12 protein-coding genes and 1 tRNA gene are annotated in these 15,153 nt (G+C 42.4%); 4 read left to right on the top strand and 9 right to left on the bottom strand.

What is annotated here, in order from left to right:
• Positions 1-78 precede the first annotated feature (78 nt).
• The 5 genes from H6G40_RS08235 to H6G40_RS08255 all read right to left on the bottom strand — a co-directional run bounded on the left by H6G40_RS08235 (position 79) and on the right by H6G40_RS08255 (position 5,915).
• Positions 79-165, bottom strand: a tRNA-Ser gene (locus tag H6G40_RS08235).
• 219 nt (positions 166-384) lie between these two features.
• Positions 385-1,482: a glycosyltransferase family 4 protein gene (locus H6G40_RS08240; protein WP_002736723.1), complete on the bottom strand. Its 1,098-nt coding sequence runs from the start codon at positions 1,480-1,482 to the stop codon at positions 385-387.
• Positions 1,482-3,311, bottom strand: coding sequence for a tetratricopeptide repeat protein (locus H6G40_RS08245; protein ID WP_190537516.1), 1,830 nt, complete (start codon positions 3,309-3,311; stop codon positions 1,482-1,484). The genes H6G40_RS08240 and H6G40_RS08245 overlap by 1 nt, the downstream gene beginning before the upstream one ends.
• A gap of 440 nt (positions 3,312-3,751) precedes the next feature.
• Positions 3,752-4,588: a metallophosphoesterase gene (locus H6G40_RS08250; RefSeq protein ID WP_130758263.1), complete on the bottom strand. Its 837-nt coding sequence runs from the start codon at positions 4,586-4,588 to the stop codon at positions 3,752-3,754.
• Between the two features lie 91 nt (positions 4,589-4,679).
• Positions 4,680-5,915, bottom strand: coding sequence for an LL-diaminopimelate aminotransferase (locus tag H6G40_RS08255; RefSeq protein ID WP_002735932.1), 1,236 nt, complete (start codon positions 5,913-5,915; stop codon positions 4,680-4,682).
• A 156-nt stretch (positions 5,916-6,071) separates the two neighbouring features.
• On the opposite strand from H6G40_RS08255, the gene H6G40_RS08260 reads away from it, so the two are divergent.
• Complete coding sequence (locus tag H6G40_RS08260) at positions 6,072-6,284, top strand: DUF2839 domain-containing protein (RefSeq protein WP_002737353.1); 213 nt, start codon at positions 6,072-6,074, stop codon at positions 6,282-6,284.
• A 314-nt stretch (positions 6,285-6,598) separates the two neighbouring features.
• On the opposite strand, the gene H6G40_RS08265 is transcribed toward H6G40_RS08260, so the two are convergent.
• The 4 genes from H6G40_RS08265 to H6G40_RS08280 all read right to left on the bottom strand — a co-directional run bounded on the left by H6G40_RS08265 (position 6,599) and on the right by H6G40_RS08280 (position 10,785).
• Positions 6,599-6,775 carry a PDDEXK family nuclease gene (locus H6G40_RS08265; RefSeq protein WP_002735115.1) on the bottom strand — a complete coding sequence of 59 codons (177 nt, stop codon included), beginning with the start codon at positions 6,773-6,775 and terminating at the stop codon, positions 6,599-6,601.
• A 274-nt stretch (positions 6,776-7,049) separates the two neighbouring features.
• On the bottom strand, positions 7,050-8,225 hold the full coding sequence (locus H6G40_RS08270; protein WP_069474026.1) for a CfrBI family restriction endonuclease: 1,176 nt from the start codon (positions 8,223-8,225) through the stop codon (positions 7,050-7,052).
• On the bottom strand, positions 8,209-9,429 hold the full coding sequence (locus tag H6G40_RS08275) for a DNA-methyltransferase (RefSeq protein ID WP_242028729.1): 1,221 nt from the start codon (positions 9,427-9,429) through the stop codon (positions 8,209-8,211). Before H6G40_RS08275 ends, H6G40_RS08270 begins: the two co-directional genes overlap by 17 nt.
• An 84-nt stretch (positions 9,430-9,513) precedes the next feature.
• Positions 9,514-10,785, bottom strand: a complete 1,272-nt coding sequence (locus tag H6G40_RS08280) for a dihydroorotase (RefSeq protein WP_002737944.1) — start codon at positions 10,783-10,785, stop codon at positions 9,514-9,516.
• Positions 10,786-10,967: 182 nt separating this feature from the next.
• Between H6G40_RS08280 and H6G40_RS08285 the strand changes: the two genes are divergently transcribed.
• From H6G40_RS08285 to groL, 3 genes are all read left to right on the top strand, one after another.
• Entirely contained in the window at positions 10,968-12,236 is a 1,269-nt protein-coding gene (locus H6G40_RS08285) for a DNA methyltransferase (RefSeq protein ID WP_069474024.1), read from the top strand.
• A gap of 684 nt (positions 12,237-12,920) precedes the next feature.
• On the top strand, positions 12,921-13,232 hold the full coding sequence (groES, locus tag H6G40_RS08290) for a co-chaperone GroES (protein WP_002737272.1): 312 nt from the start codon (positions 12,921-12,923) through the stop codon (positions 13,230-13,232).
• A 46-nt stretch (positions 13,233-13,278) separates the two neighbouring features.
• Positions 13,279-14,904, top strand: a complete 1,626-nt coding sequence (gene groL / locus H6G40_RS08295) for a chaperonin GroEL (RefSeq protein WP_002804201.1) — start codon at positions 13,279-13,281, stop codon at positions 14,902-14,904.
• Positions 14,905-15,153 lie beyond the last annotated feature (249 nt).

Below are 15,153 nucleotides of genomic sequence, written 5' to 3' on the forward strand. Positions count from 1 at the left end.
ATCAATAAGAGTAATCTCCTGACTCCTATACTCTAACTGCTATAAAAAGCACCTCATATCTAGGAGGTGCTTTGGGGACGGAGAGAGAGGGATTCGAACCCTCGTTAAAGTTACCCCTAAACAGCATTTCCAGTGCTGCGCCTTCAACCGCTCGGCCATCTCTCCAATTTAGGTCACGATCATCCATCCTACAGCAAATGCTGCCGATCTGTCAAATTATTTTTCTTTTTCCGACGATGACCGATCAGGTTAGGGACTTGCGCTTTGATAATGTACCTTTTGGGCGAACGCAGTTCGCCCCTACATTGTGGACAAAATCCGTTACTGTAGGGGCGCAAAGCTTGCGCCCTCCGAGCGATTGGGATATTATTCCCACGCAAGTCCCTAAGCATACCCTAGATATTGATTTAAGATTGCGGCTGTAGCTAGACCGGTTTTTTGCCAACTAAACTCATTAGCTCGTTTTTTGCCTAGATAACTTAATTTTGACTGTAATTGTCGATCTTGAGCGATAATTTTCAGGGCATCGGCTATGCACTCGACTCGATAGGGATCGATTAAAATTGCCGCTGTTGCCGTGACTTCGGGCAAAGATGACAAATTTGAGGTAATGACGGGTGTACCGCAGGCCATAGCCTCTAAAACGGGCAATCCGAAGCCTTCCCAGAGACTAGGGAAGACTAAAGCAGTGGCTTGACTGATAACTTTGGGTAGGTGATCGTAGGGGATATAGTCGAGGAATTTAATGCGATCGCTGACTGCTAATTCCCGCGCTTGTTGTTGTAAATTCGGGGTATAACGGCGATCGAAGCTGCCGGCAATCCAAAGATGATAATCTGTTAAATCTGGGGGCAGTTGGGCAAAAGCGGCGATTAAACGCGGTAAATTTTTATAGGGATTGGGACGACCGAGATAGAGAAAATAGGGATGTTCTGGCTTATTATCTTCCATAGGACGAAAGTGATGATGATCGTAGGCTAGGGGAATTGAAGTAATTTTATCGGCGGGAATTTGATAATATTCAGTGATATCTTTGGCCGTTGCCTGAGAGTTACAGATAATATGTTTTGCCTGTTGTAATACCTGCGGCACATAATAACGGAAATAGTGAGTTAAGGGGGAAGTAAAACTGGGAAACCGTAGGGGAATTAAATCGTGGACCATGACGACAAAGCGACAGGGAGAATTTATCGGCGCTTCTGGAAGGGGAGAAAAGAGTAAATTCGCCTTTAATTGTCGGTAAATTGACGGTAACTGCCACTGAGTCCAGAGTAAGCGTTTTAAATGACCTTTCGCTCCTCGATCAGGGCCGAGACCTTTGGGGATAGAATAACAGTTAAAGTCGGGATAACTATTAGCTGTTAGTAGAGTTGGTTCTAAATTTTTCAGGTAGGGTAAGAGGTTAAGAATGTAGGTACTGATTCCCGTGGGTTGGGGAAAAAGTACCGAGAGATTAATTAATAGGTTATGCTGTGTATTCACTAATTACCCTGTTGATATTTGCTGAGGATTTCTGAGATATATTGGTAGCCTTCCAGTCCAATAGATTTAATCAGGGAGGAACGTTCCTGACTGAAAGTCTGTTCAAAAGCTGCGATATTTTTGCCGCGAATAACCGTTAATAGACTAGCAGCTTGTCGCCATTCCACTGCACCGATTTCGTGTAGCCAGTACATTCCTAGAGAACCCATATAAATTGCCTGTTGAAAATTCTTGTCTTGATAGTAAGCTTCCCCTAAATAAGTTAGTAATAAACCTTGCAGATATACATCTCCGTAGTATTTGGCCGATTCCAATCCTTGTAGGAGAATATTAATCGCATCTTGGGTTCTTTCGAGGACAAGATATGCTAAACCTAAACTGCTACAACAAAGGGATTTACTCTGCCAATCTTGGAGACTTTCCGCTAACTTTAATCCCTGTTTTAAATACTCGATCGAAGTTTGATAAATTTCGGGATCATATCTCTCTAACTGTTGTGCTTCCTGTACCTGACTATAACCCAAATTAGCTAAAGCGTTAGCCTGTCCTAAACTATTACCCTGTTGACGACTTAAAATTAAGGCTCTCTGACTTAAATTAATCGCTTCTGTATAGTTTTTTTGGATAGCATTGAGACGGGATAAATGGTTTAAATTAGCTATTTCACAAGCATAATCCTGTTGTTGACGAGCAATTTCTAAAGCTTGTTGATGACATTCTCTGGCCTGTGGATAGTCGCCGCGAATGCGATTAGAATAGGCAATTAAAGTTAAAATTCTCGCCTTTTCTCCCGTACCTTCCACATAACGCAGAGGAATTGATAAATAATCTAAGGCCTCCTTGAGATAACTGCCAGAAAAGGAGGCGAAAATTCCTCCGTATAAAGGAAAATAATCCCGTTGAGCAAAGGTTCTCAGAATTTGTAAAGCCATCTGAAAACAGCCGCGACTATAGAGAGAATTTTTACTAACTTGCTCGAAACTATTGGTTAACAGCGACCAAATTAAAGCAAAGGTGAGAAAGGTAGAAATGGATAATTTTGCTCCCAGTTTTTCGCTATAGATACGCTGATCAAAAAAGTTAATTAGTCCCCTTTGGATATATTGAAAAACAATGGCAGTTTCTACCCAATCGGTTAAAGTTAAATCCTGGGTGAGAGAATCAAAAGCTTGTTGATTAGCTAAACTTTCTAAGACTCGTTTTAACCAAGAGGGATTAACTTTACTTGCCCAAATTTGCCAGGGAGTCACTCGCTCATTATCATTAGTAAAACCAAGATGGCGATTTTGTTCGTAGAGCCAACTGGTGAGATCATTCGATAAATTTGACCAAGTACTTAACCCCAGATTAATCCCCGTGGCAATTTGCCATAAATCCGCTTCTCCTCGCTGGTGAGAAACTGTCTGTAAATGCTTGGCTAACTGTTGTAATTGTTCTAGGGTTAAAGCATTACTTTGATTGGGATCAATTAAATTCACTAAAGTTAGTAAACGATCCTCTCGATCGATTTTCTCCAGATTATCGATCGCCGCTGCAGTGAGAGAATTTTGCTGATTGGTTTTTTGATATTTTTCCCATTCACTTTCGATCGTTTCCAGGGCCCGCAAAACCCTAGTCGCTTTAATTTTTGTTTCTAACTGTGAGCGAGTAATGATAATTTTTTCAGTTAAACAACGCTCAAAAATTTCTCCTGTGCCATTTTTTACTCCCTCGGACAAAAGGTTATAAACCTGTGATTTAGCTCTAATTTTTCCTTCTAAAGTTAGATTGACAATGCGCTCAATTAGTGCATTATAAGTTTCGTTGAAGTTATCTCTATTTTCTGTCATAAGTGTTTTTTCAGTTATCAGTAAACAGTAATCAGTGAAAAGACAGTAGTAAGCTTCTAAGCTGTACTGAATTTAAACTGCATAGTGGAAATTTCAGTACAAATGCTCAAACTTCCTCTCCCTGCTCCGGCACTCCAGTACAGTCTTAACGAGTAATTTATATAGTCAGCAGCTTATCAGTTATCAGATGTGAGTTTTCAGTTCACCCACTACTTTTTGGGGTTAATTTTTTTGGGCTTTATTTGACTTGAAAAGAGGGGGTCGCAGGCTGGCACGGATTCCCATTATATAAGAAATTATCTGTCAAGTCGTGGGGTTTTGTCAAGCTTTTTGGAAAAAAAATTAACCGATAGTCTTAACGAGTAATTTAGATAGTCAACAGCTGATTTAATGCTGCACACTTAAAACTTAAATCTGATAACTGCTCACTGATAACTGATTCAAGACTGAGTACTGTTGACCAAAGTAATTACTGTCACTTCGGGGGGACAAAAAAGACGACCAGGGAAATAGGTTCCTAAGCCTCGATTCACATATAATTGATTGTCCCCGACTCGATGAAATCCCTCGGACCATTGCCAGTATCGGACTACTTTGCTAAACTCCCGATAAAGGGGAACCCATGGACGATAGGGTTCGGGTAGTGATCGCCTAAGTTCCTCTAAAATTATCGGTAGGGAACCGATACCCGGTATAGTCACTTGACCTCCGTGGGTATGACCGGATAACTGCAAATCCACGCGCCAATCCTTTAAAATCATGGCTGTATCGGGATTATGGGAAAGGACGAGTCTGGGTATATCGGGGGAAATTTGCTCGAGGATTTGCGGTAAAAATTCCCCAGACCAATAATCGGCCAATCCGACGATGGGAAAATTTTCGCCGTAGGGTGTGACGATTTCATTCCAGAGTACCCGAATTCCCACGCTAGTTAAGGCTGATCTGACCGTTTCCCTTGCTTGCGGAAGATAACTGTCATGATTTCCTAAACAAGCATAAATACCCCCTTGACTTTTGAGAGCTTTTATGCTATCTGCTAGGGCAAAAATTGGCTGGGGACTATCGGTAATAAAGTCCCCCGTCAGGAAGATGAGATCGGGTTTTTCCTGATTAGTAATGGCGATCGCTTCTTGCAGGACAGCTTCAGGCAAATGCTCTTCATCGCAGTGCAGATCTGACCACTGCACCAACTTGATCCCTTGCAGATGTGCCGGTAGGCCAGCAATTGCGATCGTTAATCTTTCTACCTGTAAGGATTCTAACCAAAAGGGTCGCATCGGTGAGCCGTTGTCGGTGAGCAGTTACCAGTCTATCAATTCCCGATGGGGTTGTTGGGGGATGCTTCCGCAAACATCCCTCTCTTGAGGATTAGCCTTGAAATTTATCGATAATTCTTTCCATAGCGGCCTCGACATTGGCACGACTATTAAAAGCCGATAGCCGGAAATAACCCTCTCCGGCAGCCCCAAAGCCAGATCCGGGAGTCCCCACCACATTACAGGTATGTAGCAGTTTATCGAAGAAATCCCAACTTGATAGACCCTGGGGCGTTTTTACCCAAACGTAGGGCGCATTTACGCCACCATGGACTTCTAAACCGGCAGCAGTTAATTTTTCTCGGATAATTGTTGCATTTTGTAAATAAAACTTGACAAGTTCTTGTACTTGTGCTTGTCCTTCCGAGGAATAAACCGCCTCAGCCCCCCGTTGGACAATGTAGGAAACGCCGTTAAATTTGGTCGATTGCCGACGATTCCACAGTTTCCAGAGTTGCACATCGCTGCCGTCGGCCGCTTTGGCCATCAGACTTTGGGGAACCACGGTTAAAGCGCAACGGGTCCCGGTAAAACCGGCATTTTTAGAAAAAGAGCGAAATTCGATCGCACATTGCCGCGCTCCCTCGATTTCGTAGATGGAATGGGGTAAACTGGCATCGGTGATAAAGGCCTCGTAGGCTGCATCAAAAAAGATAATCGATCCGTTGGCCCTAGCATAATTAACCCAAGCTGTCAAGTGTTCTTTGGTAGCTGTGGCCCCGGTGGGATTGTTGGGAAAACAGAGATAGATTAAATCGACTTTTTCCGTCGGAATCTGGGCAGTAAAGTTATTTTCGGCGGTAATTGGCAGATAAATCAAGCCCTCGTATTCGCCGCGTTCGTTGACCTCTCCCGTGTGTCCGGCCATAACGTTAGTATCGACGTAAACGGGATATACTGGGTCGGTCACGGCGATCGAGTTATTATCCCCAAAAATATCGAGAATATTGCCCGTATCGCACTTAGAACCGTCGGAAATAAAGATTTCATCGGCACTTATCTCACAACCGCGAGCCTGAAAATCATGGACGGCGATTTTCTCCCTTAACCAAGCATAACCCTGTTCAGGCCCGTAACCCTTAAAGCTAGAGCGATCGCCCATTTCCTCCACTGCTTTGATCATGGCCTCGCGACAAGCTAGGGGCAAAGGTTCGGTGACATCCCCAATCCCCAGACGGATAATATTAGCATCGGGATTGGCTGCCGCAAAAGCTTGGACTCGTCGGGCAATTTCCGGGAAAAGATAACCCGCTTTTAGTTTTAAGTAATTACTGTTAATGGTTGCCATAATTATTATTCTCGTTTCAGTCGCAACCTTTAATTCTATAATAGTCGGTCATCGGCCGTTAGTTTCGATCGCCCTCCTTGATGGACTAGGATTGGGTGTGGCCTGTTGTCTTTCGATATACAATCAGAGAAAAACCTCTTAATAACTGACATTAGTATGGGTGAATCAAAACGTCGTCAATCGGCCCTGGGTGATAAGTATGGACAGGAAGAAAATATCCTGCCTTGGCTACCAATTACCAAAAGTCAAGCAGCCCAAGCTTACAAGTTAACCACTAGGGGTGCCTGGATTGGTATAGGAGTTTTAGCCGGGGTTTGGGTGGTTATTCGCTTTGTCGGGCCAGCTTTCGGTTGGTGGAATGTCCAATAACTGGTTAGGGACTTGCGCTTTGATGGTGGTAGCTTTTTCTTTTTTTAGCCAATACAGCGCTTCTGTTCCCCCCTGAAAGGTTACGGTTAATTAGGGTTTGCTGAATAAATCTAAAAACCTTGTTGGATAACGCTTTTAGACTTTTTTTCCCTCAAAAAGTGCCGACCTTTGGAGTGATTGGGGGGAAAATTCAGGTACTTTTTTTCTGAAAATTAGGTAATTGACCACGGCTCGACTGAGCTTCGCCGAACGCCCTGAAAATAGGTAAAACCCCACACCCCACACCCCACACCCTACCCCCACGAAAAACTTTTTCAGCAAGCCCTAATTAATTGGGCTGAAAGATTACCTGTGATGATAACATGGGCTTTACTTGTCCCAGCCATTGCCAAGATTTGCCCTCGCATATATTCTGGTTTAATGGGGCTAATTTTCTCTATTTCTAGATAGTCTTTGGGAGTAAAATAAGCGTGACTTTTACTGGCTGTCATGGGGTTTATCTTGCTTGTTGACCGATCAAATAAAAATAAAGCGTAATTATAACGTCAAAAAAACATATTAGCATCAGTTCAGTATCAGCCAAAAACTCAATTATACTACAGTCAAAAAACCTAATTATTTCGTGTAAGTTATAGTAAAATATACTTGTGCATAAATAAAGTTATCTGTCTCTTGTCAGTTGAGGAAATTTCTACAAAATTATGTCGTTTTAGCCAAGAAGAAATCAAAGTTTTTTCCCAGTTTAATAAAAGAGAGATAAATATACTAGCCATCTAAAGTATCCTCATCTTTATCGCTTAGTTCAGTTTCTTGAAAACCATCAACATTTTCTTCTAACGTATCACCAAAATTCAAAAAACTCAAAAGAGGAGCAGAACTAATTTTCTGAGAAAGATAATCATATAAAGATTCTTCATCAATATCAAGAATCTCTGCTCTGTAATCCAATCTTGATTCTAAACTTCTAGCCAGTTCTTGTGGCCAGAATTGCATACTCATTTGTATAATTTCACTTCCAGCCCTCTTAGCAGCTTCCACTGTCTTTTTTGACTTAGCAGGCAGTCGATCAATAATAATAAAAGTCCGAGATGTAGTTTCTCCATATAGCTCAACATTAGCAAAGCGAGATAGTTTATCTTTTGTGATCTCTGAATTTCCTCTACCAATGAAACCTATATCGAAGCGAGCTAGTTTACCAGCCCGTAATCTTAAAGTTCCATCACATTCACGAAGATTGGAATTGTCAGATAGCCAAAATACTCTTTCAATAATTGGACTTGATGGATTCTCAATATACTGAAAACCAAGAATATGTAAAACCGAGCCGAGTACGAGTCTCTCAAAAAGCTTCCCATATGTGGATTTATCAGAACCTCTGATAGTGAGAGTTGCACAGCCAATAGCAGTTGTTAGCCTTATTATATCTCGCCATTCTAGATTCCTGTAAACCTTCCCACTTTCATCCTCAATCAGTCCTAAAAACATAGGAATTGATCCAAAATCCTCTTCACATTTTTGCGATGCTTCTTCCAATGCAGCTTCAAAATCTTGAATATATTTTTCTTGTGCCGCTGGATTATCTCGCAATACATTTTGAACACCTTTGCCTGTCAAACCAATTAACCAATTAGCAGGCCAGATCAATTCTTTATCAGAACGACGGGAAGATTTAAGTTGAGATAATGCCATATCAGACAGTTGGTCAGTAAAATTCTCCACCCCTTGCCAACCTTTTACGAATAAGGCAACCATTGCACCAGAGGCGATCGCCACTCGTCTACTTGTTAACTGCTCAGTTTGAGTGCGTATGTTCTCCCCACATAGAATATCTAGGGTTAGCTGTCTTACAGTTTCCACACCCAATTTTTCAATAAAATCCCTACCGCTACCACTTAGGATTAATTTGCCCTTTTCAGGAAATAGATCATCTATTGTTGTCATCGATAGCCTCCCATTGAATCTCAATTTGTTCTGGTGGTAGTTTAGACGGCTTGCAGTTTAGCCATAGAATAGATGAAAACTTAATATTTTTCCATCTAGGAATTGTTTGTTGTATCAGTTCAATATAATTAAAATTACTCTCGAATAAAACAAAACGTCTATCTAAAGAAGCGGCCGCTAGTCCCACGGTTCCTGAACCAGCAAAGGGATCTAAAACCACATCACCTTTAAAAGAGTAATAATTAATCACTTTTTCTGCCAATTCTACGGGAAAAGCGGCGGGATGTTTTGAGTTAGTGACTGGGTTAATCTTCCAAACATTAGTGCGTTCATAACCATCGGCAATTTTTGAGGCTTTTACTACTTCTTGATCGGGATGATTGCGAATATGCCAATCGATTAGTAAATCTGTGTGTTTACGATAGACTAAAACGTATTCAGTCACCGGCACGGTTTTGTATTGGAGAGGGTTTCGATCGGCGGCAAATCTGCGCCCTCTACCAGTTGCCCACCCTGCTCCCTCTGGTTTTAGCCAAATAATATCATCAATAAAATCGTAACCTTCTTCAATAAAAATTCGATGCAAATCAAAGGGAACAGCAATACGTTTAGAAGCTTGATTACGCGAAGCACGACGCAATAGCACGGGAGAAATATTAATGACAAAAAAACGTCCTTCACTCAAAACTCGATGACATTTTCTGATCACCTGTCGCAGCTTCAATAGATAGCTTTCGTATTCTTCAAATTCCGAATATTCTGGACGAGCATTAAAATAGGGTGGTGAGGTAAAGATTAAATCAACACTTTCTGCGGGCATTTCCTCCAAAAGTTCGCTACAATCACCAAATCCGATGGTATTTCTCAGAGAGGAAAGCTTATATTCTTTTTTAGTTTTCTTGGGGGTTTCTAATTTAGATTCATCCTGTTTTAACAGACGAGCGATAATAATTTCAGTCCGGGTTGTCCTATCGGCTAAAATTTCGGTGGTGTAGGCATCGATCACCACTTCCCCAACGGTTTTTTTCTGGTCATTACATAGAGGAACTCGCCAAATATGATATCTGTCATCCACTTCTGGTAAACCTAATTTAATCGCATTAACTAAATTTATTTCCCGCAACCAATTAAGGACAATTTCTTTAGCTTCTGCCACCGTGCGAAGCAGATAACCGCGCTTGTCCGATACCAGTTCTTTTTCCATGTCATTACTCTAGTTCTCTCTAGAATTCTAGCTGATCATTATCCAAAAAACTAGGAGAGTCTCAAGATAGAAATTGGCCACCCTTTAAAAATTCCACATTTCTAAGACTTTTCCCGTAATTGTTTGATTTAACCAGAAAGTATTATGACTGAGGGAGTGAAGATTATTTGCCGTTACTTTCCAGCTTGCTTGGGGATGAAAAAGAATTGCTTCCGCGGGATTACCCGGGTTGAGAGATGCCGGTTTTTGTTGTAAACAATGACAGGGATTGAGACTAAGCGCTTGCCATAATTGTAAAGCTGATAATTGTCCGGTTATTACTAATTTTTCCCAGAGTAGCGGTAAAGCTAATTCTAACCCGATCGCGCCGGGGGGTGCTTCTGCAAAAGAGACGGTTTTTTCTTCGTAGGTATAGGGACGATGATCGATCGCGATTGCATCGATAATTCCCTCCTTAATTGCCGCAATTAACGCCTTGCGATCGCTTTCGTTGCCCAAGGGGGGAGCGAGGTGTAAACTGGGATGATAGCTGGCGATCGATCCTGTATTTAAGAGGAGATGCAACCACGTCACACTAGCGGTTATCGGCAATCCCCGCATTTTTGCCTCGCGAATTAATTCCACTCCTCGACGGGTAGAAATTCGCATGATGTGAACAGGTGTATTAATTTCGCCGACGATTTCTAAAATTGTGGCTAAAGCAGTGGTTTCAGAAATAGCAGGATCTCCGGGTAAACCGAAGCGAATTGAGGTTTCTCCCTCGCGCATGACTCCATTACCCTTTAATTGCTGATTTACGGGGGAAAGGGCGATATTTTGACCGAAGGGTTTTAGGTATTCCAATAAGTGCCGCAACAGTCCCAAATCTTCCAGTCCGCGATTATCGGTAAAACCCACCGCTACAGGCATTAAATCGGCTAATTCGGTCATTTTTTGTCCTTGTCTTCCTAGGGTGAGACTTGCCCAAAAATGCAGACGAGTCGATTTTGAGTCAAAAAACTCTTGACTTTTTTCCTGTAATGTGCTAATGAGTGCGGGGTGATCGAGAGGGGGGAGAGTATTGGGGAGAATTGCCACCCGGGTGCAGCCTCCGGCCGTGGCCGCTTTGAGCAAAGATGCGAGGGTTTCTCGGTCTTCGTGGCCAGGTTCCCCGGAATGACTGTAGAGATCGACTAATCCAGGAGCAAAAATACAGTTTTGACCAGAAATATAGTTACTATTTTCTCTTGGGGGAAGCTGGGATTCGATCGCTTTAATTACCCCCTCCTCAATCCAGACATCGGCAATGCGATCGGTTTGTGTCAGGGGGTCAAGGACTCTAACCTGTTCTATAATTGTCGAGGATTGGCTATTCACGCAGACTAATTAAAACGTCATTTTTTCCTTTGGCAGTATATCACGTTAAGTAAAAAGTAAAAAGTAAAAAAGCTGAGTTCTCGGTTAGGTTGGGGGACGATAAGTTAGAATATTGATCGACTACGGTTTTAATCTTTATTTTAATTGGCTGGCCTACCCTAGGGAGAATTGATAGCCGAATCATGCAACTAGAACTTTTCGATTCTAATAATTTAGAAGAAATTAATCAGGGAACCCCGCGATTAGTTTCTTTTCGAGATTTAGTGCCAGAAATCACCAGCACCAGTTATCTAACCCACAGCATCTATTATTATCCTGCCAAATTTATTCCCCAAGTGGTGAGATTTTGCCTTGATAATTACAGTAAAAAGGATGATTGGATTATCGATCCTTTTGCGGGTTCAGGTACGGTGGGTTTAGAGGCTAAACTTTGTCAAAGAAATGCAGTTTTAACTGACCTGAATTATCTTTTAAACCATATTATCCCGATTAAGATCACAGAACACCAAGAACCATTGAGTTACTCAGAGTTAGATAAAAAAATCTTAGAAGTTTTTGCCAGCAAGGATAAATTTATCCCTCAGTGGTCAAATTTAAACTATTGGTATCCAGAGGAGATTTTAGTAGTTTTACAGAAACTTTGGGCAGGTCAAAAAAGTCTAGAACCTGATTTGTATTCCCAGATCATTCAAGCGGTTTTAGTGAAAGTTAGTAAACAGTTTTCCTATGCAGAACATACGAAACCAAAATTATTTCAATCGAAATACAAAAAATCAGATATACAAGAACTATTACAAAGAGATTGGCAAGAGGAATTAAAACGAACGATTAAAGATATGAGTTTTGAAACTTTAACCAGCGTCAATCAATATATTACCGTAACTTGGCATAATTGTAATCAAGTGCTTTTTTATGGAGGAGTAGATAGTGCCACTTTTAAGATCGAGCAAAATCTAGAGTTAGATTGTTTAATTAGTTCACCCCCCTATCTGCAAGCACAGGAATATATCAGAACAGCAAAACTAGATTTATATTGGTTAGGATATACAGAAAAAGAAGTACAAAAAATCTCTAAGCTAGAAATTCCCTACCGACAGGCTACCAGATTAATCGAAACCGAAACCTTAAATCAAGTGAGATCGAGTTTAGAGAAAGAGAATTTACATAAAATACTCGATTCCTATTTTTGTCACACCATCAACGCTTTAGAAAATGCCACCAGAAAATTAAAACAAGCTGGGAAAGCTTGCATTTTTGTCGGTAATCCGAAAGTGGATGGAGTGGAAGTAGAAACTTGGCGAATATTAGGGGAATATTTTCAGGAAAATGGCTTTATTTTTAATACCGTCTTTGAGGATAGAATTAAAACCAGACAATTATTCAAATCTCGCAAGAATAAAAATCCTGATGGCATGAAATCCGAATATTTACTAATCTTAGAGAAAAGGTAGGTCTAGTTTATAGCGTTTCCCATTCACAAAAGGTACATTCTCGATCTTGAAAAGCTTAATCAGCAAAACTTTAAGTGTGCCGTACAGGTACGAGAACCCCTATATTATGTGTAAAAAACTATGTATCTAAGCACAATTAATTACACATCTAAGCCACTACTCCGTCAGACTTCTGTGGTGGTGAGCAAACAGAGAACTGAAAACTCAAATCCGATCCCTAATAGCTTTATCCCGTCTCCCGTCTCCTGTCTCGACTAGGAAATTAATTTTGCACGACTACTTATGTAAACAACAGGCTTCGATCGTTGAGATAGCGATCGCCCTTGAGGTTCGGCGATTGCAGCTTGGGTAAACATTTAGGGACTTGCGCTTTGATAATAGAGTTCTTGCATAATTAATTCTTGAGAGTTCAAAAATGACAAAAATAGACATAAAACTGCATAAAATGCCTAAATGAAGCATTTAATCGATTAATGCACATTCTTAATTCTCCCGACGACCGGCTCCTAACCCCACCAACAAACTTTTTGCCGCAAACCCTAGCTTAACACCATAGTTCGGGAACCCGTACCGATCGAGCAGTTGTCAGGGGGCCTCGTATTTCGGTAAATTAGCACTCGGAAGGTAAGAGTGCTAATCTGGAAAAGACACTTACCCAAATACAAAAGAAACGGAGGATATTCCATGGCTGCAGTCAGCATCAACGTAACAACTGTTAAACCCCTAGGCGATCGAGTTTTCGTCAAAGTTAGTCCCAGCGAAGAAAAAACCGCCGGTGGTATTTTCCTTCCCGACGCCGCTAAAGAAAAACCCCAAATCGGGGAAGTCGTGGCCGTCGGCCCCGGCAAACGCAACGATGACGGTAGCCGTACCCCTGTAGAAGTAGGTGTGGGTGACAAAGTTCTCTACTCCAAATATGCCGGAACCGATATCAAACTTGGTGGCGAAGAATTCGTTCTCCTCTCCGAAAAAGACATTCTTGCCGCCGTTTCCTAATCATTTACCCTTGAAAACCCCTATTTTGCACGAATAACGAGAAATTATGGCTAAATCTATTATCTACAACGAAGATGCCCGTCGCGCCTTAGAAAAAGGCATGGATCTTCTGGCCGAAGCGGTAGCCGTCACCCTTGGCCCCAAAGGTCGTAACGTCGTCCTCGAAAAGAAATTTGGCGCACCCCAAATCGTCAATGATGGCATCACCATCGCTAAAGAAATCGAACTGGAAGACCATATCGAGAACACCGGTGTGGCTTTAATTCGCCAAGCCGCCTCAAAAACCAACGATGTAGCCGGTGATGGTACTACTACCGCCACCGTTCTCGCTCATGCTATCGTTAAAGAAGGTTTACGCAACGTCGCCGCCGGTGCTAACCCGATTTCTCTGAAAAAAGGGATCGATAAAGCTGCCGATTTCCTCGTCAGTCAAATCGCCAAACACGCGAAACCCGTAGAAGATTCTAAGGCGATCGCACAAGTGGGCGCTATCTCTGCCGGTAACGATGATGAAGTCGGTCAAATGATCGCCTCGGCCATGGATAAAGTCGGCAAAGAAGGCGTAATTTCCCTAGAAGAAGGGAAATCGATGACCACCGAACTAGAAATCACCGAAGGGATGCGTTTTGACAAAGGTTATATCTCTCCCTACTTTGTCACCGACACCGAACGCATGGAATGCGTTTTTGAGGATCCCGCTATTCTGATTACCGACAAAAAAATCGGTTTAGTACAGGATTTGGTTCCCATTCTCGAACAAGTGGCCCGTCAAGGTAAACCCCTAGTAATTATCGCCGAAGACATCGAAAAAGAAGCTTTGGCAACCCTAGTGGTTAACCGTCTGCGCGGTGTTCTTAACGTCACTGCGGTGAAAGCTCCCGGATTTGGCGATCGCAGAAAAGCGATGTTAGAAGATATCGCCGTCTTAACTGGTGGTCAAGTAATCAGCGAAGATGCGGGTTTAAAACTGGAAACCACTAAAATTGACAGCTTAGGTACGGCCCGTCGTATCACCATGAACAAAGATACCACCACCATCGTGGCCGAAGGAAACGACGTGGCAGTGAAAACCCGTTGTGAGCAAATTCGCCGTCAAATCGAGGAAACCGATTCTTCCTACGATAAAGAAAAACTGCAAGAACGTCTGGCTAAATTAGCCGGGGGTGTGGCAGTGATTAAAGTCGGTGCCGCTACGGAAACGGAAATGAAAGACCGCAAATTGCGCTTAGAAGACGCAATTAACGCCACTAAAGCAGCCGTAGAAGAAGGTATCGTCCCCGGGGGTGGTACTACTTTAGCTCACTTGGCTCCCCAATTGGAAACCTGGGCTAAAGAAACCCTACACCATGAAGAATTAACCGGTGCTTTAATCGTTTCTCGCGCCATTGCTGCCCCCTTAAAACGGATCGCTGAAAATGCCGGCCAAAACGGTGCAGTTATTGCCGAACGGGTGAAAGAAAAGCCCTTTAATGTCGGTTATAATGCCGCTACCGGTGAGTTCTCCGATATGTTTGAGGCGGGTATCGTTGACCCTGCGAAAGTGACTCGTTCTGCCCTACAAAATGCCGCTTCGATCGCTGGTATGGTTTTAACTACCGAGTGTATTGTGGTGGATAAACCGGAAAAAGAAAAATCCGCTCCTCCCGCCGGCGGTGGTGACTTCGACTATTAATAATTAGGGTTTGCTGAAAAAGTACGGGCGAAGCATTCGGGCAATAACCTATCGGTGAAACCGTAGATTTTTTATCCGAATGCTTCGCCCCTACAGGACGCGGGCCGATGAAGACGCAAGGTTTTGAAGCACGATTCTCTCAAAATCTTGCACCTGTTTCGCGAGAAAAGCCACAAAACCCTTACCTTGCCTACATTTCACCTTTATTCAGCAAGCCCTAATTAGTCTGTTTTTTCTTGACTCGAGCGC

This window comes from Microcystis viridis FACHB-1342, from assembly GCF_014698335.1.
GTDB lineage: Bacteria > Cyanobacteriota > Cyanobacteriia > Cyanobacteriales > Microcystaceae > Microcystis > Microcystis ichthyoblabe_A.